This is a genomic window from Halomonas elongata DSM 2581, from assembly GCF_000196875.2.
GTDB lineage: Bacteria > Pseudomonadota > Gammaproteobacteria > Pseudomonadales > Halomonadaceae > Halomonas > Halomonas elongata.
Genome location: NC_014532.2, coordinates 3,644,597 through 3,668,797, shown reverse-complemented (window position 1 = coordinate 3,668,797; position 24,201 = coordinate 3,644,597). Strand labels below are relative to the sequence as shown.

General features: G+C 63.0%; 19 protein-coding genes, 2 tRNA genes and 3 rRNA genes. 14 read left to right on the top strand and 10 right to left on the bottom strand.

Annotated features, from left to right (window positions below):
- Nucleotides 1-40: 40 nt before the first annotated feature.
- Nucleotides 41-478, bottom strand: coding sequence for an RNA polymerase-binding protein DksA (gene dksA / locus HELO_RS17135; protein ID WP_013333875.1), 438 nt, complete (start codon nucleotides 476-478; stop codon nucleotides 41-43).
- A gap of 251 nt (nucleotides 479-729) precedes the next feature.
- Here dksA and HELO_RS17130 point away from each other — a divergent pair, with 251 nt between their 5' ends.
- Both HELO_RS17130 and sfsA read left to right on the top strand, forming a co-directional pair.
- The gene (locus HELO_RS17130) at nucleotides 730-1,902 is read left to right on the top strand and encodes a pyridoxal phosphate-dependent aminotransferase (protein ID WP_013333874.1); all 1,173 of its coding nucleotides are present in this window, start codon (nucleotides 730-732) and stop codon (nucleotides 1,900-1,902) included.
- Entirely contained in the window at nucleotides 1,902-2,633 is a 732-nt protein-coding gene (gene sfsA, locus HELO_RS17125; RefSeq protein ID WP_013333873.1) for a DNA/RNA nuclease SfsA, read from the top strand. Before HELO_RS17130 ends, sfsA begins: the two co-directional genes overlap by 1 nt.
- Nucleotides 2,634-2,639: 6 nt before the next feature.
- Here the strand turns inward: sfsA and metW are convergent, their stop codons facing one another.
- From metW to HELO_RS17100, 5 genes are read right to left on the bottom strand one after another with little or no spacing between them, the layout of a single operon-like run.
- The gene (metW, locus tag HELO_RS17120; protein ID WP_041602709.1) at nucleotides 2,640-3,266 is read right to left on the bottom strand and encodes a methionine biosynthesis protein MetW; all 627 of its coding nucleotides are present in this window, start codon (nucleotides 3,264-3,266) and stop codon (nucleotides 2,640-2,642) included.
- Nucleotides 3,266-4,423, bottom strand: coding sequence for a homoserine O-succinyltransferase MetX (gene metX, locus HELO_RS17115; protein WP_013333871.1), 1,158 nt, complete (start codon nucleotides 4,421-4,423; stop codon nucleotides 3,266-3,268). The genes metW and metX overlap by 1 nt, the downstream gene beginning before the upstream one ends.
- A 42-nt stretch (nucleotides 4,424-4,465) precedes the next feature.
- On the bottom strand, nucleotides 4,466-5,059 hold the full coding sequence (locus HELO_RS17110; RefSeq protein ID WP_013333870.1) for a YggT family protein: 594 nt from the start codon (nucleotides 5,057-5,059) through the stop codon (nucleotides 4,466-4,468).
- A gap of 26 nt (nucleotides 5,060-5,085) precedes the next feature.
- Complete coding sequence (gene proC / locus HELO_RS17105) at nucleotides 5,086-5,910, bottom strand: pyrroline-5-carboxylate reductase (protein ID WP_013333869.1); 825 nt, start codon at nucleotides 5,908-5,910, stop codon at nucleotides 5,086-5,088.
- A 60-nt stretch (nucleotides 5,911-5,970) separates the two neighbouring features.
- On the bottom strand, nucleotides 5,971-6,675 hold the full coding sequence (locus HELO_RS17100) for a YggS family pyridoxal phosphate-dependent enzyme (protein ID WP_013333868.1): 705 nt from the start codon (nucleotides 6,673-6,675) through the stop codon (nucleotides 5,971-5,973).
- Between the two features lie 56 nt (nucleotides 6,676-6,731).
- Here HELO_RS17100 and HELO_RS17095 point away from each other — a divergent pair, with 56 nt between their 5' ends.
- Nucleotides 6,732-7,766 carry a type IV pilus twitching motility protein PilT gene (locus HELO_RS17095; protein WP_013333867.1) on the top strand — a complete coding sequence of 345 codons (1,035 nt, stop codon included), beginning with the start codon at nucleotides 6,732-6,734 and terminating at the stop codon, nucleotides 7,764-7,766.
- Nucleotides 7,767-7,774: 8 nt separating this feature from the next.
- Here HELO_RS17095 and HELO_RS17090 read toward each other — a convergent pair whose 3' ends face one another.
- The gene (locus HELO_RS17090) at nucleotides 7,775-8,905 is read right to left on the bottom strand and encodes an anhydro-N-acetylmuramic acid kinase (protein ID WP_013333866.1); all 1,131 of its coding nucleotides are present in this window, start codon (nucleotides 8,903-8,905) and stop codon (nucleotides 7,775-7,777) included.
- A 111-nt stretch (nucleotides 8,906-9,016) separates the two neighbouring features.
- On the opposite strand from HELO_RS17090, the gene tyrS reads away from it, so the two are divergent.
- From tyrS to rrf, 6 genes are all read left to right on the top strand, one after another.
- The gene (gene tyrS, locus HELO_RS17085; RefSeq protein ID WP_013333865.1) at nucleotides 9,017-10,216 is read left to right on the top strand and encodes a tyrosine--tRNA ligase; all 1,200 of its coding nucleotides are present in this window, start codon (nucleotides 9,017-9,019) and stop codon (nucleotides 10,214-10,216) included.
- A 627-nt stretch (nucleotides 10,217-10,843) separates the two neighbouring features.
- Nucleotides 10,844-12,381: ribosomal RNA gene (locus HELO_RS17080) — 16S ribosomal RNA — on the top strand.
- 98 nt (nucleotides 12,382-12,479) lie between these two features.
- Nucleotides 12,480-12,556: transfer RNA gene (locus HELO_RS17075), tRNA-Ile, on the top strand.
- 213 nt (nucleotides 12,557-12,769) lie between these two features.
- Nucleotides 12,770-12,845 (top strand) — tRNA-Ala (locus tag HELO_RS17070).
- 205 nt (nucleotides 12,846-13,050) lie between these two features.
- Nucleotides 13,051-15,940 (top strand): 23S ribosomal RNA (locus tag HELO_RS17065).
- Between the two features lie 82 nt (nucleotides 15,941-16,022).
- Nucleotides 16,023-16,137 (top strand): 5S ribosomal RNA (gene rrf / locus HELO_RS17060).
- Together the 16S, 23S and 5S rRNA genes with 2 tRNA genes alongside form the textbook arrangement of a ribosomal RNA operon.
- A gap of 292 nt (nucleotides 16,138-16,429) precedes the next feature.
- Here rrf and gloA2 read toward each other — a convergent pair.
- Both gloA2 and hisC read right to left on the bottom strand, forming a co-directional pair.
- Nucleotides 16,430-16,843, bottom strand: coding sequence for an SMU1112c/YaeR family gloxylase I-like metalloprotein (gene gloA2, locus HELO_RS17055; protein ID WP_013333864.1), 414 nt, complete (start codon nucleotides 16,841-16,843; stop codon nucleotides 16,430-16,432).
- A gap of 60 nt (nucleotides 16,844-16,903) precedes the next feature.
- Entirely contained in the window at nucleotides 16,904-17,959 is a 1,056-nt protein-coding gene (hisC, locus tag HELO_RS17050; protein WP_013333863.1) for a histidinol-phosphate transaminase, read from the bottom strand.
- Nucleotides 17,960-18,226: 267 nt separating this feature from the next.
- Between hisC and HELO_RS17045 the strand changes: the two genes are divergently transcribed.
- The 5 genes from HELO_RS17045 (at nucleotide 18,227) to mnmH (ending at nucleotide 23,526) form a co-directional block, all read left to right on the top strand.
- Nucleotides 18,227-19,123, top strand: coding sequence for an AEC family transporter (locus tag HELO_RS17045; RefSeq protein WP_013333862.1), 897 nt, complete (start codon nucleotides 18,227-18,229; stop codon nucleotides 19,121-19,123).
- Nucleotides 19,124-19,233: 110 nt separating this feature from the next.
- Nucleotides 19,234-19,686 carry a copper resistance protein NlpE N-terminal domain-containing protein gene (locus tag HELO_RS17040; protein WP_013333861.1) on the top strand — a complete coding sequence of 151 codons (453 nt, stop codon included), beginning with the start codon at nucleotides 19,234-19,236 and terminating at the stop codon, nucleotides 19,684-19,686.
- A 91-nt stretch (nucleotides 19,687-19,777) separates the two neighbouring features.
- Nucleotides 19,778-21,160 carry a DNA repair protein RadA gene (gene radA / locus HELO_RS17035; RefSeq protein WP_041602236.1) on the top strand — a complete coding sequence of 461 codons (1,383 nt, stop codon included), beginning with the start codon at nucleotides 19,778-19,780 and terminating at the stop codon, nucleotides 21,158-21,160.
- 186 nt (nucleotides 21,161-21,346) lie between these two features.
- A complete protein-coding gene (gene selD, locus HELO_RS17030; protein ID WP_013333859.1) occupies nucleotides 21,347-22,384 on the top strand; it encodes a selenide, water dikinase SelD in 1,038 nt (345 codons plus the stop codon).
- Entirely contained in the window at nucleotides 22,381-23,526 is a 1,146-nt protein-coding gene (gene mnmH, locus HELO_RS17025; RefSeq protein ID WP_013333858.1) for a tRNA 2-selenouridine(34) synthase MnmH, read from the top strand. The genes selD and mnmH overlap by 4 nt, the downstream gene beginning before the upstream one ends.
- Here the strand turns inward: mnmH and HELO_RS17020 are convergent.
- The gene (locus tag HELO_RS17020) at nucleotides 23,494-24,180 is read right to left on the bottom strand and encodes a type 1 glutamine amidotransferase (RefSeq protein WP_013333857.1); all 687 of its coding nucleotides are present in this window, start codon (nucleotides 24,178-24,180) and stop codon (nucleotides 23,494-23,496) included. The genes mnmH and HELO_RS17020 overlap by 33 nt on opposite strands.
- Between the last annotated feature and the right edge of the window lie 21 nt (nucleotides 24,181-24,201).

Here is a 24,201-nt window from a genome sequence, read left to right as displayed (position 1 = left end):
CCGTGCGGGCCCGACGCGGAAAGTCGATGACAGCGCCGCCTCAGCCGCCGAGCTGCTTTTCCTTGAGTTCGGCGAGGGTCTTGCAATCGACGCACAGCGTGGCGGTGGGGCGCGCCTCGAGGCGGCGAATGCCGATCTCGACGCCGCAGGCCTCGCAGAAGCCGTAGTCGTCCTCGTCGATCTTCTCGATGGTCTCGTTGATCTTCTTCAGCAGCTTGCGCTCACGATCGCGGGTGCGCAGTTCGAGGCTGAAGCCCTCTTCCTGAGTGGCGCGGTCGGCCGGGTCGGCGTAATTGTTCGCCTCTTCCTGCAGGTGGCGAACCGTGCGGTCGACCTCTTCCATCAGCTCCTGCTTCCAGCCCAGCAGGATCTGCCGGAAGTGCTCGAGCTGCTTCTCGTTCATGTACTCTTCACCCGGCGCCGGCTCGTACGGGGTGAATTTCTTGGGCGCTTCCATCTTCTGTTCGGCTACTGGCATGGGACTGCCTCGCTACTTTAGTGACTGCTGATCAATACCCGCCGCGGTGCTAAGGTATCTCACGCCAAAGGGATGCTTGTTTAGCGAAAAAATGGCGACTTTGCAAGACCCATGTTCCACGGGGAGCCGTGAGACTGCGTCGGCGTGCCAAAAGTCGTAACATGCCATTTTTGACCATGGCGAGCGTGAAAGATGCCCGCCGGCGGCGCTCACGGGCAAGGAGTGGCCGTTCACGTGCAGAGGAGACAGCCATGTCCTGGAGCTCGCGTCTGGAGGGCGTTGCCCCCTTCCGCGTGATGAATCTGCTGGAAGCCGCCCAGGCCCGCGAGGCGGCCGGACACGATGTCATCCACCTGGAGATCGGCGAACCGGATTTCCCGACGCCGAGGCCGGTCCTCGAGGCGGGGCAGCAGGCCCTGAGCGCAGGCCATACTCGCTATACGCCGGCCGCTGGCCTGCCGGCATTGCGCGAGGCCATCGCGGAGCACTACGCCGAGCGCTTCGGCGCCGAGGTGGCGCCCGAGCGTATCCTGGTCACGCCCGGGGCCTCCGGTGCGCTGCTGCTGGCCAGTCAGTTGCTGGTGGAGCCCGGCGATCGCGTACTGATGGCCGATCCCACCTATCCGTGCAATCGCCACTTCATGGCGCTGGCCGGTGCCGAGATCGACGCCGTACCGGTCGATGGGCAGAGCGGCTGGCAACTGGATGCTGAGCTGGTGGCAAGGCATTGGCGGGAGAGCACCCGCCTGGCCATGCTGGCATCTCCCTCGAACCCCACCGGCCACATGCTCGATGCCGGGCAGTTGGGCCGGGTGGCGAGCGCAGTAGCCGAGCGCGGCGGGCATTTGCTGGTCGATGAGATCTATCAGGGGCTGACCTATGACCTGGCGCCCCTGTCGGCGACCGCGGTGGCGCCGGAGTCCTTCGTGGTCAACAGCTTCTCCAAGTATTTCGGCATGACCGGCTGGCGCCTGGGCTGGCTGGTTGCCCCCGAGGCGGCGGTCGAGCCGCTCTCCCGGCTGGCGCAGAATGTCTTCCTGGCCGCCTCGACGCCGGCACAGCACGCCGCCCTGGCGGCCTTCCGGCCCGATTGCCTGGATCTGCTCGAACAGCGTCGCGTCGAGCTGCAGCGCCGCCGCGACGCCCTGCTCGATGGCCTGGCCTCGCTGGGGCTGGCGCCGTCGCTGCCGCCTCAGGGCGCCTTCTACCTGTGGCTGGACATCTCGCGCTACAGCGACGACAGCGAGACGTTCTGCCTGCGTTTTCTCGAGGAGGAAAACGTCGCCATCACGCCGGGGACCGACTTCGCCCTGCAGGGTGGCGAGCATCATGTGCGCATTGCCTTCACGACCGATGTCGGTCGGCTGGAGGAGGCTGTCGGGCGTCTCGGGCGTTTTCTGACGCGCCAGCGGGGACGGGCCTGATGCGATACCCCGAGTTGGCGGCCGGCACCCTGCTGCGGCGCTACAAGCGCTTTCTGGCCGATGTGCGTCTCGACGATGGGCGTGAAGTGGTCGCCCATTGCCCGAATACCGGTTCGATGCGCGCGGTCAACGTACCCGGCTGTCGGGTCTGGCTGGCGCCGAGCGACAAGCCCGAACGCAAGCTGGCCTGGACCTGGGAGCTGATCGAGTTGCCTCAGCCGGATGGCGGCCTGGCGCTGGCCTCGGTGCATACGGGGCGCGCCAATCGCATCGTCGAGGAGGCGTTGCGGGCAGAGGTCGTGGATGAGTTGTCCGGTGTCGGCAAGTGGCGTCGCGAGGCGCGGGTCGAGGGGGCGCGCCTGGATTTCCACCGCCCGGGAGAGGACGGGCGCGATACCTATGTCGAGGTCAAGCAGGTCACCCTGCGCGAGACGGACGGCCACGGTTATTTTCCCGATGCGGTCAGCGAGCGTGGGCGCAAGCATCTGGAAACGCTGGCGACTCTGGCGGCCGAGGGGCAGCGTGCCGTTTTGCTGTTTTTCGTGGCCCACGAGGCCATCGCCGATGTGGCGCCGGCCGCGCATCTGGATCCGGCCTATGCCGAGACCCTGCACCGGGTGGCCGGGCAGGGCGTCGAGATCATGGCGCGGGGAATCGACGTCGAGCGCAGTGATGACCAGCGCCCCCTGGCCATTCGACTGGGGGAGGCGCTGCCGGTGCGGCTCGGGTGAGGCGGCTCATCCGAAGGGCTTTACACCCTGGCGTGTGTTGCTGCGACGGGTGACTCGGAAGATGGCGATCTCGCCGAGCAGGTTGGGCCACAGCCGCGAGGCCCAGTGGTCGCGATAATCGCCGGCGCCCACCGCCCGGTCGACGATCACCAGGTCCTTCTGGCGGCACAGGTGCTCGAAGTCGTTGAAGGTCGACAGGTGGATGTTGGGCGTGTCGTACCAGGCATGAGGCAGGGATTTCGATACCGGCATGTAGCCGCGCAAGCCGAGATGCACGCGGTGGCGCCAGTAGGCGAAGTTGGGGAAGGTGATGATGCATTCCTCGGCGACGCGCAGCATCTCGTCGAGCATCCGATCGGGGCGGCGCAGGGCCTGCAGGGCCTGGGTCATCACCACCAGGTCGCAGGCATCGTCCTCGAAGTTGGCCAGCCCGTCGTCGAGGTTCTGCTCGATGACGTTGACGCCGCGTGCCAGACAGCGGGTGATGCCCTCGGGGTCGATCTCCAGGCCGTAGCCGGTGACGTTCTTGTCGCGGGCCAGCGCGGCGAGCAGGGTCCCGTCGCCACAGCCCAGGTCGAGCAGGCGGGCGTCTTGCGGGACCCAGTCGTAGATCAGCTTCAGGTCGGTGCGCATCATGAGCGGTCCTCCAGGCCCTGGTCGTGTGCCACGCGCTCCATGAAGGCGGTGAATATCGCCTGGTAGCGAGGTTCGGGCAACAGGAAGGCGTCGTGGCCATGCGGCGAGTCGATGTTGGCGTAGCTGACCGACTTGCCGGCCCGGATCAGGGCGTTGACCAGCTCCCTGGAGCGCGAGGGAGGGAAGCGCCAGTCGCTGGAGAAGCTGACCACCAGAAAGGGGCAGGTGGCGGGGGCCACGGCCGCCGAGAGGTCGCCGTCATGGTCGGCGGCGGGATCGAAGTAGTCCAGGGCCTTGGTCATCAGCAGGTAGGTATGGGCGTCGAAGGATGACGAGAAGGTATCGCCCTGGTGACGCAGGTAGGACTCCACCTGAAACTCCACGTCATAGCCGAAGTTGAGATCGGCGCTGCGCAGGTCGCGGCCGAACTTGCTGCCCATGGCGTCTTCCGACAGGTAGGTGATGTGGCCGACCATGCGAGCCAGCTTGAGGCCGCGCCGGGGGAGGGTGCCGTGGTCGGCATAGCGCCCGTCGAAGAAGTCGGGATCCGAGCGGATGGCCTGGCGGGCGACCTCGTTGAAGGCGATGTTCTGCGCCGACAGCTTGGGCGTCGCCGCGATCACGCCGGCATGGGCGATGCGATCGGGATAGGACAGCGCCCACTGCAGCACCTGCATGCCGCCCAGGCTGCCGCCGATGATGGCGGCGAAGCGCTGGATGCCGAGGCGATCGGCCAGCCGCGCCTGGCTGTGCACCCAGTCGAGCACCGTCATCATCGGGAAGTCTGGCCCCCAGGGCTCGCCGGTCTCCGGATTGAGGCTGGTGGGGCCGGTGCTGCCGTGGCAGCCGCCGAGGTTGTTCAACGACACCACGAAGAAACGCTCGGTATCGATGGACTTGCCTGGCCCGATGTGGGCATCCCACCAGCCGGGCTTGCGATCCTCCGGCGAATGGAAGCCGGCGGCGTGATGGTGCCCGGACAGGGCGTGACAGATCAGTACGGCATTGCTGCGCTCGGCATTGAGCGTGCCGTAGGTCTCGTAGACCAGATCATAGGCCGGCAGCGTCTTGCCGCAGGCCAGCTCCAGGGGGTCGTCGAAGTGCGCCGTGCGCGGCGTCACCAGGCCGACCGATTCGCGCGGCATCTCGGTCATCAGGCGTGTCGTGTCCTGTCGTTATGGTGTTGTGTATGAATCTCAGAGGCCGACCAGCACACCGACGACGCCAGCGGCCCGGGTCAGCGAGCCGACCACGATACCATCGATCAGGTTGATGGCGATGAACACCACGATGGGCGACAGGTCGAGCATGCCGAGCGGCGGGATGACACGGCGCACCGGCGCCATGATCGGTTCCACCAGTTGCATGATCAGCAGTGCGCCGGGATGACTGGCGCGTGGCGCCACCCAACTGAGGATGATCATCGCGATCAGTGCGAAGAAGTAGATCTTGAGGATGGCATTGGCCAGCGCGGCCACCGCGCCGATGGCCAGGCTGCTCAGCGGCGCCATGCCATACCCGGCGATCTGCAGGATGACGATGATGGCGATGAGCTTGAGGACCAGGCCGCTGGCCAGGGTGGCCAGATCGAAGCGTCCCATCACCGGCCCCAGGAAGCTCTGGAAGGGGCGCACCGCCGGTTGGGTGATCTTGACCACCGACTGGCTGATGGGGTTGTAGTAGTCGGCCCGGGATGCCTGCAGCAGAAAGCGCAGCATCAGCAGGAACAGGTAGATATTGACGAGGGTGTTGACCAGCAGCAGGCCGGCGTTTCCCAATTGACTGCCCATCAGGGCTCCTCCGTGTCCGTGGTGTTTCAGCGCTTGCCGAGTTCGTCGGCCATTTCGCCCGCACGCTCGGCGCAGGCACGCATCGCGCCCTGCATGATGTCGCGCAGGCCGGCGTTTTCCAGGTGTTCGATGGCGCGTTCGGTGGTGCCGCCTGGCGACATCACGTTGCGCTTGAGCTCGCCTGGTGTCTTGTCGCTGTCCATGGCCATGCGGGCGGCGCCATAGGCGGTCTGCATGGCGAGTCGGCGTGCCGTGTCGGCGGGCAGACCGAGGTCGGCACCGGCTTGCTCCATGGCCTCGAACATCAGGAAGAAATAGGCCGGGGCGCTGCCGGAGACGGCGGTCACGGCCTCGAGCAGGGCTTCGTCATCGACCCACTCGACCAGCCCCACGGCCTCGAGCAGTTCACCGGCGATGCGCTGCTGGTCGTCCGTGACCCGGGCGTTGGCATACAGGCCGGCGGCTCCGGCGCCGACCAGCGACGGCGTGTTGGGCATGCAGCGTACCACCGGCAGCTCGCCGCCGAGCCAGTGCTCGAGGGTATCGGCGGGCAGGCCGGCTGCCACCGAAATGATCAGCGGCTTGCGGGCCTGGACGGCATCGCGCATGCCGCTGCAGACGTCCTGCATGATCTGTGGCTTGACCGCCAGGACCACCACGTCGGCCTGGGCCACGGCGCTGGCGTTGTCGGTTGCGGTGTGAATGCCCAGGCGTTCGCGCAGTGGTGCGAGCACGCTGTCATCGGGCGAGGTGGCGGTAATGGCATCGCGAGGATAACCGCTGTCGATCATCCCGCCGATGATCGCGCCGGCCATGTTGCCGGCGCCGATGAAGGTGACTTGGCTTGCCATGCGGTGTGTCCTGTGTAAGTGACGATGATGGCCCGACGGCGTGCCGGCGGGCGTGAAATTTCAGGGGCGCTGGCGTGCGCCGAAGATGGCAGTGCCCAGGCGCACCAGAGTGGCGCCTTCCATCACTGCTGCCTCCAGGTCGTCGCTCATGCCCATCGACAGTGTATCCAGTGGTGCCTCGGGGAGTCGTGTGCGCAATGACTCCAGGGCTTCACGCAGCCGGATGAAGGGCCGTCGTTGCTCGTCCGGATCGGCGCAGGGCGCCGGAATCGCCATCAGGCCACGCAGCCGCAGATTCGGCAAGCCATGTACGGCCTCGGCCAGGGCCGGAAGCTCGGCGAGCGAGATGCCTGACTTGCTGGCCTCGTCGCTGATGTTGACCTGCAGGCAGACGTTCAAGGGGCCCAGCGAGGCCGGACGTTGAGCATCGAGACGCCGCGCGAGGCGCTCGCGGTCTACGCTATGAATCCAGGCGAAATGTTCGGCGACGATGCGGCTCTTGTTGGACTGCAACGGGCCGATGAAATGCCAGACGATGTCGTCCAGGTCCGCCAGTTCGGCCTGCTTGTCCAGGGCTTCCTGAACATAGTTTTCGCCGAACTCGCGCTGCCCGAGCCGCCAGGCCTCGCGGATCATGGCGGCGGGCTTGGTCTTGCTGACCGCCAGCAGACGAGCGTCGTCATCGGGGCGACCCGCGGCATGCAATGCTGCCGCGAGGCGCTCGCGTACGGCGGTCAAGGACTCGGAAAGCGCCGGATCCGTCATTTCGTGTGGTCCGTCATGTCAACAGGAACCCCTGTAACAGGGAGCGAGGGAATCGCATGAATATTACCGAACTGCTGGCAGCCTCGGCAAAGCGGGGCGCCTCCGATCTGCATCTGTCGGCAGGCATGGCACCGATGATGCGCGTCGACGGCGAGCTGGAAGCGCTCGATGGGCCGCCCGTCGATGACCCGACCTTGCGCAGAGAACTTCGAAGACTGCTCGGTGAGTCGCATTGGGCAACCTTCGAGTCCGAGTTGGAAGTCGACGTTGCCCTGGAGCTTCCCGGCGTGGCGCGTTTCCGGGGCAACGTCTTCCAGCATGGCCGGGGCATCGGCGCGGTGTTTCGCACCATCCCCGGCGATGTGCCTGGACTGGCTGCGCTCGGCATGGCGGATACCCTGGGGGCTCTGGCCGAACTGCGACGCGGACTGGTGCTGGTGACGGGGCCCACTGGTTCGGGCAAGAGCACGACCCTGGCGGCGCTGGTCAATGCCATCAACGAGACGCGCCGCGAGCACATCCTGACCATCGAGGATCCGGTGGAGTTCGTGCATCACGGCAAGCGGTGCCTGGTCAGCCAGCGCGAGGTGTCGCGGGATACCCGGAGCTTTGCGGCGGCCTTGCGCAGCGCGCTGCGCGAGGATCCCGATGTCATCATGGTCGGTGAAATGCGCGACCTGGAGACCATGCGGCTGGCGCTGACTGCCGCCGAGACGGGGCACCTGGTACTGGGAACCCTGCATACGCTCTCGGCGGCCAAGACCATCGATCGCATCATCGATGCCTTCCCCGGCCCCGAACAGGGCATGGTGCGGGCGATGCTGTCGGAATCCCTGCAGGCGGTCGTCTCGCAGGTGCTGTTGAAGCGCTGTGGGGGCGGGCGCGTGGCGGCTCATGAAGTCATGGTCGCCACGCCGGCGGTGCGTAACCTGATTCGCGAGGACAAGGTGGCGCAACTCCATTCGGTGCTGCAGACCGGCGCCGCCCAGGGCATGCAGACACTGGACACGGCGCTGGCGCGGCTGGTGGCCGAGGGTGTGGTGGCGCCTGACGAGGCGCAGTCGCGGGCGCGCGCTCCCCTGAGGCGGTGACGCCGGGGTCAAGGCGCGTAGATGCCTCCCAGGATGCGTGGCCCGGCGGCGCCGGTGACCGAGGGCAGGTTGCCCGGCAATTGCACGAGTCTTCTCCAGGCCAGCCAGGCGAAGGCGCCCGCCTCGAGCCAGTCGGCGGGCCAGCCGAGGCTGGCGCTGTCTTCCAGCGGCGTGTCGGGCAACCGCCTGGCCAGCCTGGCCAGCAAATCGGGATTGTGGGCGCCGCCGCCGCAAGGGATCAGGCGCTCGGGCGAGGGGGCTTCGAGGCGCTCCCTGGCCATCTCGATGCCCATCGCGATGCTGGTGGCCGTGAGTTCGGCCAGCGTCGCTTGTACGTCCTGCGGGCGCTCGCCTCCGGACAGTCGCGCCTCCAGCCAGTCGAGATTGAACAGTTCGCGCCCGGTGCTGCGCGGCGGAGGCTGGTGAAAGAACGGCTCGTCCATGAGTCGCTCGAGAAGGGCCTCGTCGACCCGCCCGGAGGCCGCCCAGGCGCCATTCTCGTCGAAGTGACCGTCACGGTGCCGGGCATGCCAGGCGTCCAGCAGCGCATTGGCGGGGCCGGTGTCGAAGCCAAGTGGCGAGCGAGCATCGCCTTCGGGCGGCAGCAGGGTGAGATTGGCGAAACCGCCGAGGTTGAGGATGGCCCGCCATTCGTCGGGGACTCTGAAGAGTGCCTGGTGAAAGGCGGGAGCCAGGGGAGCGGCCTGACCGCCTGCGGCGAGATCGCGGCGCCGGAAGTCGGCGACCACGCGACAGCCGGTCAGCTCGGCCAGCAGGCTGGGGTTGTCCAGCTGCAAGGTATAGGCGGGGCCGCCATCGTGACCTGCCGGCGCGTGTTCGATGGTCTGGCCATGGCTGCCGATGGCGACGATGCGTGAAGCCGGGATGTTCTGCTTGGCGAGCAAGGTGCCGACCGCCCCGGCCTGTAGTCGAGAGAAATCGGCCTCGGCACGAGCCAGCTCGGCGAAGCTGATGCGCTCGGCGTGGCAGAGGCGCCACAGGAGGTCTCTCTGGTCTGGCGGGATCGGTTCGCCGTGGGTCGCCAGGAGTCGTGGTGGTGTGTCGGGGGCAATGTCGACCAGGGCGGCGTCGATGCCATCGAGACTGGTGCCGGACATCAGGCCGATGAATAAGCTCATGAGGACTCCCGGGATAGGCTCAACCGTCGTTGCGGAGCATGATAGCATTGGCGCGGTACAGTCGCCGATCAAGGTCCCGGGAGGACCGTCTTGCCGAGTGGAGAGGAGAGAATGACCGATGTTGCCGACGCGCTAGCCTTGCTCAAGCGCGGTACCCACGAGATTCTTCTGGAAGAAGAGCTGGAGAAGAAACTGGCCTCCGGCCGTACCCTGCGCATCAAGGCGGGGTTCGATCCCACCGCGCCGGACCTGCACCTGGGGCACAGTGTGCTGCTGACCAAGATGCGTCAGTTTCAGGATCTCGGTCATGAGGTCATTTTCCTGATCGGCGATTTCACCGGACGCATCGGCGATCCCACCGGCAAGAACGTGACGCGCAAGCCGCTCACGGAAGAGGAAGTGAGAGCCAACGCCGAGACCTACAAGGAACAGGTCTTCAAGGTGCTCGATCCTGCCAAGACCGAAGTACGCTTCAATGCCGAATGGTTCTCCTCCATGAGTGCCGCCGACATGATCGAGCTGGCGGCCCAGAGCACCGTGGCACGCATGCTCGAGCGTGATGATTTCGAGAAGCGCTATCGTGCCGGCCAGTCGATTTCCATCCACGAGTTTCTCTATCCGCTCGTGCAAGGCTATGACTCCGTGGCGCTGGAGGCCGACATCGAACTCGGCGGTACCGACCAGAAGTTCAACCTGCTGATGGGCAGGGAGGTACAGAAGCACTTCGATCAGGAGTCTCAGGTCGTCATCACCATGCCGCTGCTGGAGGGGCTGGACGGCGTCCAGAAGATGTCCAAGTCGTTGGGCAACTATGTCGGGGTCGACGAAGCGCCGGGCGCCATGTTCAACAAACTGGTGTCCATGCCCGATAGCCTGATGTGGCGTTATTTCGACCTGCTTTCTCTGAAGAGCAATGAGGAGATCGACGCGCTCAAGCACTCTGTGGAGCAGGGGGCGAATCCCCGGGATATCAAGATGGAGCTGGCGCGCGAGCTGATCGGTCGCTATCACGGTGAAGAAGCGGCGGCCAATGCGCACCGCAGTGCCGGTAATCAACTGGCCGACGGCGAGTTGCCCGAGGACCTGCCCGAAGTGGACGTCGACTTCGAGGGAAGTGACCGGGCGCCCATCGCCGCCGTGCTCAATCGCGCCGGGCTGGTGCAGAACAGCGCCCAGGCCAAGGACATGCTGGGCAACGGTCGGGTGAAGGTCGACGGCGAGGTGGTCGCCCGCGATCATATGCTCGATACCGGCAAGCGTTACGTGATTCAGGCCGGCAAGAAACGCTATGCGCGAGTGACGCTCACCTGACACCCGCTCCCCCCGTGCGACAAGGCCACAAACGCCCGCCTCGAGCGGGCGTTTTCGTCGCCGGCCGGGGCGTGAGGTTGTCCACAGCCGGTCTGTGGTGCGAGAGGTTGTGGATGAACTGTCATCGGCTTGCTATCTTTTCTTCACGTTCTTGTCGCAAAGGGCTTGCATCGCCGGCCTGATATCCGTAAAGTACGCATCCGCTGCCGGCGACGGGCAACGTTGCAGGCGGTGAAGGGTGGCAGAAGCGCCTGTTTTTCTTAGGGTTTTTCGAATCGCTTTGGAATTCGCCGGTTGACAGGAACGCCGATTTCGGTAAAATGCTCGCCACTCGCTACCGAGCCCGCTGAGGGTTCAGTTCGGAGTCGCCTCAACGAGGTTTGTGTCGCTCTCGGCAAGATCGAGCTTGACGCCAGGCGCCGAATCGGTAGAATACGCCTTCCTCACGAGGCGCTGCGCCACGGGCCGGCAACGTGAGATGCTCTTTAACAATCGATCAGGTAATTCATGTGGGCGCTTGTCGGGATGTCGGTGACCAGTCACCGAAAATCAAGACAAGCGACTCGTCAAACGAGACGTTTGAATCTTGAACCAGGTTTGGTTCCGCCTAAGGAACTATCAGACTTTTAACTGAAGAGTTTGATCATGGCTCAGATTGAACGCTGGCGGCAGGCCTAACACATGCAAGTCGAGCGGAAACGATCCTAGCTTGCTAGGAGGCGTCGAGCGGCGGACGGGTGAGTAATGCATAGGAATCTGCCCGGTAGTGGGGGATAACTTGAGGAAACTCAAGCTAATACCGCATACGCCCTACGGGGGAAAGCAGGGGCTCTTCGGACCTTGCGCTATCGGATGAGCTTATGTCGGATTAGCTGGTTGGTGAGGTAACGGCTCACCAAGGCGACGATCCGTAGCTGGTCTGAGAGGATGATCAGCCACATCGGGACTGAGACACGGCCCGAACTCCTACGGGAGGCAGCAGTGGGGAATATTGGACAATGGGGGCAACCCTGATCCAGCCATGCCGCGTGTGTGAAGAAGGCCCTCGGGTTGTAAAGCACTTTCAGCGAGGAAGAATGCTTGTCGGTTAATACCCGGCAAGGGAGACATCACTCGCAGAAGAAGCACCGGCTAACTCCGTGCCAGCAGCCGCGGTAATACGGAGGGTGCGAGCGTTAATCGGAATTACTGGGCGTAAAGCGTGCGTAGGCGGCTTGATAAGCCGGTTGTGAAAGCCCCGGGCTCAACCTGGGAACGGCATCCGGAACTGTTAGGCTAGAGTGCAGGAGAGGAAGGTAGAATTCCCGGTGTAGCGGTGAAATGCGTAGAGATCGGGAGGAATACCAGTGGCGAAGGCGGCCTTCTGGACTGACACTGACGCTGAGGTACGAAAGCGTGGGTAGCAAACAGGATTAGATACCCTGGTAGTCCACGCCGTAAACGATGTCGACTAGCCGTTGGGGTCCTCGAGACCTTTGTGGCGCAGTTAACGCACTAAGTCGACCGCCTGGGGAGTACGGCCGCAAGGTTAAAACTCAAATGAATTGACGGGGGCCCGCACAAGCGGTGGAGCATGTGGTTTAATTCGATGCAACGCGAAGAACCTTACCTACCCTTGACATCGTGCGAACTTTCCAGAGATGGATTGGTGCCTTCGGGAGCGCACAGACAGGTGCTGCATGGCTGTCGTCAGCTCGTGTTGTGAAATGTTGGGTTAAGTCCCGTAACGAGCGCAACCCTTGTCCCTATTTGCCAGCGATTCGGTCGGGAACTCTAGGGAGACTGCCGGTGACAAACCGGAGGAAGGTGGGGACGACGTCAAGTCATCATGGCCCTTACGGGTAGGGCTACACACGTGCTACAATGGCCGGTACAATGGGTTGCAAAGCGGCGACGTGGAGCTAATCTCATAAAGCCGGTCTCAGTCCGGATCGGAGTCTGCAACTCGACTCCGTGAAGTCGGAATCGCTAGTAATCGTGCATCAGAATGGCACGGTGAATACGTTCCCGGGCCTTGTACACACCGCCCGTCACACCATGGGAGTGGACTGCACCAGAAGTGGTTAGCCTAACTTCGGAGGGCGATCACCACGGTGTGGTTCATGACTGGGGTGAAGTCGTAACAAGGTAGCCGTAGGGGAACCTGCGGCTGGATCACCTCCTTAATCGACGACGTCGCCGGCACTCGGCAAGTGCTCACAATGAATTACCTGATCGGCCAGAGCAAAGACTGTTTGGGTCGCGGACCCAGTGGTTGAAAGCCGGGTCTGTAGCTCAGTTGGTTAGAGCGCACCCCTGATAAGGGTGAGGTCGGCAGTTCAAGTCTGCCCAGACCCACCAAATTTGTGTAATTCAGCGTTGCTTTCCACCTCGTGTAGCAGGCTACACGTCGGCGAAAAGCGCCTTGTCTTACTCAAATTGCCTTGATCTTATTGCAATGATTTTTCTATCAGGCAAGGCGAGCGATGAATGAGCGAGGGAGTTGGCATGAGGCCAATGACCGAGTGAAGGAAGAGCTCAACACCGCCTGAGAGAAAAAGCAGCAGCAAGAAGGGGGCCTTAGCTCAGCTGGGAGAGCGCCTGCCTTGCACGCAGGAGGTCACCGGTTCGATCCCGGTAGGCTCCACCACCCCAACAGTTGATGTGACAAGACCAGTCGCAAGTTTGTAGATGACAAGATATCTGCTGACTTCCGACTGTTCTTTGAACAGTCGCTCTTTAACAATGTAATCCTGCTGACAGTTCCTTTCGAAAGAAAGGACATATGAGATACGTCTCAAGCGTATCCGGCAATTGTCGTTGAGTCATCGCGACCAGACTCCTTCGGGTTATATGGTCAAGCGATGAAGCGCACACGGTGGATGCCTAGGCAGCCAGAGGCGATGAAGGACGTGGAAGCCTGCGATAAGGCTCGGCGAGGTGGCAAACAACCTGCGACCCGGGCATTTCCGAATGGGGAAACCCACCTATCGTAAGATGGGTATCGTTGACTGAATCCATAGGTCAACGAGGCGAACCGGGGGAACTGAAACATCTCAGTACCCCGAGGAACAGAAATCAACCGAGATTCCCCCAGTAGCGGCGAGCGACCGGGGACCAGCCCTTAAGCAGGTGACTGATTAGGCGAACGAGCTGGGAAGCTCGACGATACAGGGTGATAGTCCCGTAGCCGAAAATCTGATCCTGTGAAATCGAGTAGGTCGGGGCACGTGAAACCTTGACTGAAGACGGGGGGACCATCCTCCAAGGCTAAATACTCCTGGCTGACCGATAGTGAACCAGTACCGTGAGGGAAAGGCGAAAAGAACCCCGGAGAGGGGAGTGAAATAGATCCTGAAACCGTGTGCGTACAAGCAGTGGGAGCGGGCTTAGTCCCGTGACCGCGTACCTTTTGTATAATGGGTCAGCGACTTATTTTCAGTGGCGAGCTTAACCGATTAGGGGAGGCGTAGAGAAATCGAGTCTTAACTGGGCGACCAGTCGCTGGAAATAGACCCGAAACCGGGCGATCTATCCATGAGCAGGTTGAAGGTTGAGTAACATCAACTGGAGGACCGAACCAGGATCTGTTGAAAAAGATTTGGATGACTTGTGGATCGGAGTGAAAGGCTAATCAAGCCCGGAGATAGCTGGTTCTCCTCGAAAGCTATTTAGGTAGCGCCTCACGTATCACCGCCGGGGGTAGAGCACTGTTTCGGCTAGGGGGCCATCCCGGCTTACCAACCCGAGGCAAACTCCGAATACCGGTGAGTGCAAGCGTGGGAGACACACAGCGGGTGCTAACGTCCGTTGTGAAAAGGGAAACAACCCAGACCGTCAGCTAAGGTCCCGAAATCCTGGTTAAGTGGGAAACGATGTGGGAAGGCTTAGACAGCTAGGAGGTTGGCTTAGAAGCAGCCATCCTTTAAAGAAAGCGTAATAGCTCACTAGTCGAGTCGGCCTGCGCGGAAGATGTAACGGGGCTCAAACCAGGTACCGAAGCTACGGGTTCATCCTCTGGATGAGCGGTAGAGGAGCGTCGTGTACGCCGATGAAGGTGAGTCGAAAGGCTTGCTGGAGGTATCACGAGTGCGAATGCTGACATGAGTAACGATAAGGGGAGTGAAAAACTCCCCCGCCGGAAGACCAAGGGTTTCTGTTCGACGCTAATCGGAGCAGAGTGAGTCGGCCCCTAAGGCGAGGCCGAAAGGCGTAGTCGATGGGAAACGGGTCAATATTCCCGTACCTCACTGTATTGCGATGGGGGGACGAAGAAGGCTAGGTGAGCCAGGCGTTGGTTGTCCTGGTGAAAGTCAGTAGGCTGGGGAATCAGGCAAATCCGGTTCCCCAAGGCCGAGAGACGAGACGAACAGACTACGGTCTGGAAGTCATTGATGCCACGCTTCCAGGAAAAGCCTCTAAGCTTCAGATACAGTGGGACCGTACCCCAAACCGACACAGGTGGTCAGGGTGAGAATCCCAAGGCGCTTGAGAGAACTCGGGTGAAGGAACTAGGCAAAATGGTGCCGTAACTTCGGGAGAAGGCACGCCGCGTTAGTGTGAAGGTCCTCGCGACCGGAGCACGAGGCGGTCGAAGATACCAGGTGGCTGCAACTGTTTATTAAAAACACAGTACTCTGCAAACGCGTAAGCGGACGTATAGGGTATGACGCCTGCCCGGTGCCGGAAGGTTAATTGATGGTGTTAGCGTAAGCGAAGCTCCTGATCGAAGCCCCGGTAAACGGCGGCCGTAACTATAACGGTCCTAAGGTAGCGAAATTCCTTGTCGGGTAAGTTCCGACCTGCACGAATGGCGTAATGATGGCCACGCTGTCTCCACCCGAGACTCAGTGAAATTGAAATCGCCGTGAAGATGCGGTGTACCCGCGGCTAGACGGAAAGACCCCGTGAACCTTTACTACAGCTTCACACTGGACGCTGATGTTGCTTGTGTAGGATAGCTGGGAGGCTTTGAAACGGTAGCGCTAGCTACCGTGGAGCCGACCTTGAAATACCAGCCTGGCATCATTGGCGTTCTAACTCTGGTCCGTTATCCGGATCGAGGACCGTGTGTGGTGGGTAGTTTGACTGGGGCGGTCTCCTCCCAAAGCGTAACGGAGGAGCACGAAGGTACCCTCAGCACGGTCGGAAATCGTGCAATGAGTGCAAGAGCATAAGGGTGCTTAACTGCGAGACAGACACGTCGAGCAGATACGAAAGTAGGTTCTAGTGATCCGGTGGTTCTGTATGGAAGGGCCATCGCTCAACGGATAAAAGGTACTCCGGGGATAACAGGCTGATACCGCCCAAGAGTTCACATCGACGGCGGTGTTTGGCACCTCGATGTCGGCTCATCACATCCTGGGGCTGAAGTCGGTCCCAAGGGTATGGCTGTTCGCCATTTAAAGTGGTACGCGAGCTGGGTTTAGAACGTCGTGAGACAGTTCGGTCCCTATCTGCCGTGGGCGTTGGAGATTTGAGAAGTGCTGCTCCTAGTACGAGAGGACCGGAGTGGACGACCCTCTGGTGTACCGGTTGTCACGCCCGTGGCATTGCCGGGTAGCTAAGGTCGGACGGGATAACCGCTGAAAGCATCTAAGCGGGAAGCCCCCTTCAAGATGAGATCTCCCCGAGGCCTCGAGCCTCCTGAAGGGTCCAGCAAGACGAGCTGGTTGATAGGCCGGATGTGGAAGCGCTGCAAGGCGTTGAGCTGACCGGTACTAATGGCCCGTGAGGCTTGACCATATAACACCCAAGGAGTCTGGATGACAGACGACGCCGGGTACGCGAGAGACGTATCGTCAGCAGGATTGCATTGATGTTTTCGCCTGACGACCATAGCGAGCGGGCACCACCTGAACCCATGCCGAACTCAGCAGTGAAACCGCTCAGCGCCGATGGTAGTGTGGGAGTTCCCATGCGAGAGTAGGTCATCGTCAGGCACTTATCTGAAAAATCCCCCGGTATCCCCGGGGGATTTTTTTATGTCAGTACGATGGGCTGTCATCGCATGCGAGAGTCGGGTGAGCGCCGCTCGGACAAGGTATCGCCTTGTCAGGCGCGAACGGGCGAGGTGGAAAGCCCGCGATGCGGCGTCCCGAGCCCAGGCTCCAGGCCACGGCGTGGCCGTGGAGGCGTCAGGCATCTATCCCGAGAAAACCCCGGCTTCACGCGAAGTCGGGGTTTTTTCATGTCTGGAAGAAAAGTTTAAAAAAGAAGGGCGATCTCGGTGGTTCAGCCACTGATCTCGTAGCACTCGATGGGAGTGCCATCCGGGTCGGCGAGAAAGGTGAAACGAGCACCGGTGTGCTCGTCGACGCGGATCGGTTCGGGGGCGGCGCCACGCGCTTCGAGGAGTGCCACGCAGGCTTCGAGATCCGTAGTGGCGAGCGCCAGGTGACGCAGCCCGCAGGCTTCGGGATAGCTCGGGCGTGGGGGCGGCGAGGGAAAGGAAAATAGCTCCAGTTGAATGCCACCGGGCAGCAAGAGATCGAGCTTGTGGCTGTCACGCTCCTCGCGGTAGGTCTCGTTCAGGATTTCGGCATCCAGGACCTCGAGATAAAAGCGTCGGGCTCGGGGGTAGTCGGCAGTGATCAGCGCGACGTGATGCACGCCGGCGAGTGGTAAACGAGTGGTGGACGCGTCCATGGGTGTCTCGTCGACGATGGTGTCATTGATCGACGCCCCGGATGAGGGGCGTCGAAGGCGTCAGGCGCAGAGTGGTTCCAGGGCTTCGACCAGGCTATCCATCTCATCCTCGGTACCGATGGAAATGCGCAGGAAGTCGCGAAGGGTATCGGTATTGAAGTGGCGAACCAGGATCCCCCGTTCGCGGAGGCCGACGAAGAGTTGGGCGGCATCGATGTCCGGATGGCTAACCAGGAGGAAATTGGTCTGGGAGGGCAGGACACGCAGCCCCAGCTCCTCGAGACGTCCCCGGGTGCGTTCCCGGGTGGTGATCACGGCTTCCCGGCAGGCCTCGAAGTGATCGTGGTCGGCCAGTGCCGCGATGCCCAGCGTGCTGGCGAGGCTGTCGATGGGGTAGGAGTTGAAGGAGTCCTTGACCCGTTCCAGCCCTTCGATCAGTTCCCGTGAACCCACCGCATAGCCGAGTCGGAGACCGGCGAGGCTGCGGGACTTGGAGAAGGTGCCGGTCACCAGCAGATTGGGATGTTCGGCAACCAGGGGGATCGCGCTTTCACCACCGAAGTCCACGTAGGCCTCGTCGATGAGCACCACCGAACCGGTGATGCGTGACAGGAGACGGGCGATGGCCTGGCGGTCGTGCCCGTGACCGGTCGGGGCATTGGGGTTGGCGAACACCACGCCACCGGCTTCCTGGCTGAAGGCATCCAGATCGACGCGCCACTGGTCGTCCAGGGGCAGGGCGCGTCGCGTCACGTCATACAGCCGGCAGTAAACGGGGTAGAAGCTGTACGTGATCTCCGGCATTTCCAGCGGCCGGTCGTGACAGAAGAAAGCCTGGAAGGCCAGCGCCAGGACTTCGTCCGAGCCGTTGCCGACGAAGACCTGTTCCGGCTCGACACCAAACTCCTTGGCCAGCGCGTCGCGCAGGGCACGGGATTCGGGGTCGGGGTAGCGGCGCAGGTGATCCACCGGGAACTCGCGCAACGCGGTTTCGACACCGGGTGCGGGAGGATAGGGGTTCTCGTTGGTATTCAGCTTGATCAGTCGCTCACGGGGTTGCTCGCCCGGGACATAGGGCGTCAGCTCCCGCAACTTGGGGCTCCAGAACTTGCTCATCGTCACTCGCTCGGGGTGGAAACACTCGGGCCATGGTGACCCGCTCGCCGGCACCGCGCAAGCCGGCGTCGTGCTACGCTCGACGTTCCCGCAAATGTTGGGAAACACTGTATAAATGCCTACGCACGCAAATTGCTGCGTTGCACGGTGCTCGAAAGCTCGCCTAACATCCGTTATGTCTCACTTTCTGTGCTCCGTGCGCCTTGCACTTCACTATGCTCGGCGATTTATTCAGCGCTTCCTTAGTTCGCCATGGAACGAGGCCGCATGCTTGCCCAGATTCTTTCCACCCTGTTGCCGGTATTCCTGATCGCGGGGAGCGGTACCCTCTATGGGCGCTATCGGCGTCCGGACATCCAGGGACTGAACACGCTGAACATGGAGCTGTTCGTGCCCATGCTGGTATTCGCCGCGCTGGCGGATCGGCAGGCGCCGTTGACGGATTATGCCCGTCTGGCCCTGGCCGCCGCTGCGGTCGTGCTGGGTTCCGGGATCCTGCTGTGGCCACTGGTGCGCTGGCTGAAACTGGAGGTGCGCACCTTTCTGCCGCCGATGATGTTCAACAATGCCGGCAACATGGGACTGCCGCTGATCGTGCTGGCATTCGGCGAGCAGGCGTTGCCGGCGGCGGTCGTGGTGTTCATCGTCGAGATGCTGCTGCACTTCTCGGTGGGGCTCTGGATGCTCTCTCCCCATACGCCGTTGTGGCGCTTGCTGCGCATGCCCATTGTGCTGGCCAGTCTCGCTGGGCTCGGGGTCAACCTGAGCGGGATGACGTTGCCCGACTGGTTGCTCGAGGCGTTGAATATGCTGGGAGGCGTCAGTATTCCACTGATGCTGTTCGCCCTGGGGGTTCGCATGCTCGACATCGACTTCGGGCACTGGCGCATGGGGCTGCTCGGTGCGGTGTTGTGTCCGCTGTCGGGGCTGGTTGTAGCGGCGCCGATGGTGGCTCTGCTGGATCTTTCGGGCATCACGGCGGCGGCGCTGTGGGTGTTTGCCGCCCTGCCGCCGGCAGTGCTGAACTATCTGGTGGCCGAGCAGTATCGGCAACAGCCGCACCTGGTGGCCTCGCTGGTACTGATCGGCAATCTGGGCAGCCTGGTGGTGATGCCGTTGCTATTATGGGTGGTGTTCGAGCATGTCCGTCCGATGGCATCATGAACAGCGGAACCTGGTGGCGCCCAGGCTGTCCGCTGATGGCGCGAAAGGTTATGCTATCGAGCAGGTTGCCGTGTAACACGGTGCCATGCCCATTGGTTAGGAGAACGAATATGCAAATCAGGACGTTGCTGGCGGGCTCGGCCATGCTTGCCTTGCTGGCAGGCTGTGCGGCTGGCCCCACCGATCAGGGAGCCGCCGAGCCGGGGGTAACAAGTACCGAGCAGACATATCAGGGAACCCTGCCGTGTCGCAATTGCGAGGGGATCGACCTGACCGTCACCATGGAAGGAGAAGAGCAGGGCGCTGCTGCCGGCCGTACCTTCGACCTGGAAGCGGCCTATCGCGGCCATCCGGAAAATCCGCCCAACGAGTCGTACTCCGGCAACTGGGAAGTGCTCGATGGGACGGCCGACGATCCGCAGGCCACCGTCTATGAACTCACCCCGAACGGCGAAGGCCAGGTTTATTACTTCCTGCGCCTGGACCCGCAGACCCTGGAGCTGATCGACCCACAGCGTCGCCGCTTCCAGAACAACGAGGTTCTGCGCCTGAAGCGCATGTAACGCGACTGGCATCGCGTTGACGAGGGGCGGCCATCGGGCCGCCCCTCGCGTATGGTTCCATCGCAAGTCTTCATTCTTCGACGAGACACCCATGGCCAAAGCCAAGAGCGCTTTCGTCTGCACCGAGTGCGGCGCCGAATATCGAAAATGGCAGGGGCAATGCTCCAGCTGTCAGGAATGGAATACCCTGAGCGAGGTGCGGCTTTCCGCGGCCCGCCCCGGGGCCGCCAGCGGCGGTAGCGGAGGTGGCGGTCGAGGGGGGTACGCCGGAGCCGTGTCGCGAGAGGTGGTCGAACTGTCCAACGTCGATCTGGGGGAAGTGCCCAGGCTGACCTCCACGTTCGAGGAGTTCGATCGGGTACTGGGGGGCGGTCTGGTGCCTGGATCCGCTGTGCTGCTGGGCGGACATCCCGGAGCCGGCAAGTCGACCCTGTTGCTGCAGACGGCCTGCAAGCTGGCCCAGCAGCGCCGTGTGCTCTATGTCACCGGCGAGGAGTCGCTGAGCCAGGTGGCGATGCGCGCCCACCGCCTGCAGTTGCCGACCCAGGGCTTGCAGATGCTGGCCGAGACCAGCATCGAGACGATCCTGGGCGTTGCCGAGCGCGAGCGCCCCGAGGTGTTGATCATCGATTCCATCCAGACCACTCATCTGGAGGACATCGCCTCGGCGCCCGGCGGCGTGGCCCAGGTGCGCGAATCAGCCGCCGCCCTGACGCGCTTCGCCAAGCAGTCCAGCACGGTGCTCATGCTGGTGGGGCACGTGACCAAGGACGGCACGCTGGCCGGCCCCAAGGTGCTCGAGCACATGATCGATGCCTCGCTGTTGCTGGAAGGCGGTGCCGACTCGCGTTTCCGTACGCTGCGGGGCCAGAAGAATCGCTTCGGAGCGGTCAACGAACTGGGCGTCTTCGCCATGCTCGAGCACGGTCTCAAGGAAGTGAAGAATCCCAGTGCCATCTTCCTGTCGCGCAGCGAGGAACAGGCGCCGGGTAGCCTGGTGATGGTGGTCTGGGAAGGCACCCGTCCGATCCTGGTGGAGGTGCAGGCGCTGCTCGACGATTCGGCACTGGGCAATCCGCGCCGCGTCGCGGTGGGGCTGGATCAGAATCGCCTGGCCATGTTGCTGGCGGTGCTGCATCGCCATGGGGGGCTGTTCACTGGCGATCAGGATGTCTTCCTCAACGTGGTCGGCGGGGTCAAGGTACTGGAGACCAGTGCTGACCTGGCGGTCTTGCTGGCCGTGGTGTCGAGCCTGCAGAGCCGCCCGCTGGCCCGCGAACTGGTGGTGTTCGGCGAGGTCGGGCTGTCCGGCGAGATCCGCCCGGTGCCCAGTGGCCAGGAGCGCATCGTCGAGGCCGCCAAGCACGGCTTCCGCCGGGCCATCGTGCCGCGCGCCAATGCGCCCAAGCAGGCGCCCGAGGGCATGGAGGTGGTGGCGGTGGATAAGTTGGCCGATGCGCTGGAAGCGCTCTAGGAAACACGGCTTGAATGCCTGTGCGTGCCAATTGCTGCGTTGAATGGTGCTCGAGATACCGACTAACCATCTGTTATGTCTCGCTTTCTGGGCTCCGTTCGCCTTGCGCTTCACTACGCTCGGCGATTGATTCAGCTTTTCCCCAGACGTTGTAGAATGCCGATAATGAACGCCAAGGAGAATGAGATGAGCGCCATCCGCCTGACCCAGTACAGTCACGGTGCCGGCTGTGGCTGCAAGATCGCCCCTGACGTCCTGGACGGCATCCTGGCCAAGGCCGGGCCGGGAGCCTCCCACTCCCGGTTGATCGTCGGCAATCAGGGACGCGAGGACGCCGCCGTCTATGACCTGGGCGACGGTCGCGGCATGATCGCCACGACCGATTTCTTCATGCCGATCGTCGACGATCCCTTCGATTTCGGCCGGATCGCCGCCACCAACGCCATCAGCGATGTCTATGCCATGGGCGGTTCGCCGGTGATGGCCCTGGGCATTCTTGGTTGGCCACTGGACAAGCTGGGAGCGGACATCGCCGGCGATGTGGTCGGCGGCGCTCAGGCCGTGTGTCGCGAGCTGGGCCTGGCGCTGGCCGGTGGTCATTCCATCGATGCGCCGGAGCCGATCTTCGGGCTGGCGGTCAATGGCCTGGTCGATCTCGAACACCTCAAGCTCAACAAGGGGGCCCAGGTCGGCGATCTGCTGTATCTGACCAAGCCGCTTGGCGTGGGCATGCTGACCACGGCAGAGAAGCAGGGACGGCTGGAGCCGGGCCATCAGGGGCTGGCGCGCCAGACGATGCTCGAGACCAACCGGATCGGCATGGATCTGGCACGCATTCAGGGCGTGCATGCCATGACCGACGTCACCGGTTTCGGCCTTGCCGGTCACCTGACCGAGATGTGCGTCGCCAGCGACGTTGCGGCGCGCATCGACTTCCGGCGCTTGCCGCGTCTGGCCGAGGCCGAGGCCTATCGGCGCCAGGGCGCCGTGCCCGGCGGGACCGGACGCAATCGTGAGGCGCTGGGCGCGGCGCTGCCCGCCATGGACGAGGCCCACTGGCAGTGGTTGTGCGACCCACAGACCTCCGGCGGCCTGTTGCTTTCGGTTCATCCCTCCTGGGAGGACGATATCGAGCGTGTCGGGCGCTCCTACGGTCTCGAGCTCGAGCCCTTCGGCGAAGTCGTCGCCGCGCGAGGCGAGGCGCGCATCGAGGTTCGAGGATGAGTCCGACGCTGGTCGAACCCGATCTCGAGCTGTTGCGCGAGCGCCGCGTCCTGATCGACGTTCGGGCGCCGGTGGAGTTTCGCCAGGGGGCGCTGCCCGGTGCGGTCAACCTGCCGTTGATGGATGACGAGGAGCGTCACCTGGTTGGTATCGAGTACAAGCGTGCCGGCCAGGATGCCGCCATCGAACTGGGCGAGTACCTGGTTGCCGGCGGGGTGCGGGCGGAACGCGTCGAGGCCTGGCGGGACCTGCTGGCACGTCATCCCGATGCATTGATCTACTGCTTTCGGGGAGGCCAGCGCTCGCGGATTGCCCAGCAATGGCTCGCCGAGGCCGGGATCGAGCGCCCGCGCATCCGCGGTGGCTGGAAGGCCATGCGTCAGGCGCTGTGCGCGCGAATCGATGCGGCGGCGGAGCAGCCGCTGCTGGTGGTCGGAGGTCTCACCGGCTGCGCCAAGACGAGCCTGATCCAGGCGCTTTCATGCGGGCTGGATCTCGAGGCCTGTGCGCGTCACAAGGGCTCGGCCTTCGGCCGTCATCCACTGGCGGCGCCTTCCCAGATCGACTTCGAACATGCCATGGGCCTGCGCCTGTTGGACCTGCCTGGGCCGGTGGTACTGGAGGACGAATCCCGCCATATCGGCACCGCCAATATTCCCCTTACCTTCTGGCGGAGCATGGAGCGGGCGCCGCGCATCCGGGTCGAGATGCCCCTCGACTGGCGCCTTCAGCAGATTCACAAGGATTACATCGAGGACCTCTGGGCGGTCTATCGTCAGCAGTTCGGCGAGTGGCTGGGCTGGGCGTTGATGCGCAAACAACTTTCCGGTGCCCTGCAGCGCCTGCGCAAGCGGCTCGGTGGGGCACGACTGGCCCGTCTGCAGCGTCTTCAGGAGCTGGCCTTTCGTGAGCATGAGCGGGGCAACAGCCAGGCCCACGAAGCTTGGCTGGCGCCATTGCTGACCGAGTATTACGACCCCATGTATCGCTATCAGTTGGAGAAGCACGACGATCAGCACTTCCTGCATGTCGGCGATTGGGACAGTTGTCTGGCGGCGGCGCGAGACTGGGCCGAGGAGGCGTCGCCTAGCGCTCGGGAATCGACGGCCTCAGCGGCGAGCGCTGGCCAGCCACTGGGATAGCAGGCGATCCAGCAGGGGCGCCAGGCGGTCGAAGCGCTTGGTGTCGGCCAGCATCGCCTGTCGTTCCTGCAGATAGGGGCCGTTACCGAGAGGCGGGAGGTGATCCAGCATGGCAGTCACGCTGGCAGGGGTGGCTTCCAGGTGGCAAAGCAGTCCGACCACGCGGTTGCCATCCCAGCTGAAGCCCTGCATGGGGCTTGCTTCGCTACCGCCGAGTGGCAGGGCATCGTCGGGCAAGGCGAAGATGTCGCGATGCCACATGAATGCCTCGAAGCGCTCGGGGAGGTCGAAAGGGCTGTCGGGGGCCAGGTCGATGGTGTGCCAGCCGCTTTCGGCATAGGTGCCTCGCGATACCATGGCACCGAGCGCCTCGGCGATGCGTCGCGCGCCGTGACCGAGGCCGAGCAGGGGCTTCTGGCCATTGAGCGCCTGTTCGATCAACTTGCGCTCCTGGCGTGGCCAGGTTGCGTCTGGATCGAGATCGCCTTCGTCGGGGCCGTCGAGGACGATCAGGGCATCGCCATCGGCGAGTCGTGGCGGTAGTTCGCCCTCGTGCAGATGGAAAACGGTATGGCTGTGTCCCATGCTGTCGAGCCAGTCGGCGATCCGGGCGGGACCTCGGTGCGGGCCGTGCTGAAGGAGGTGCAGGTGCATATGAAGACCTCGCGGTAGGCA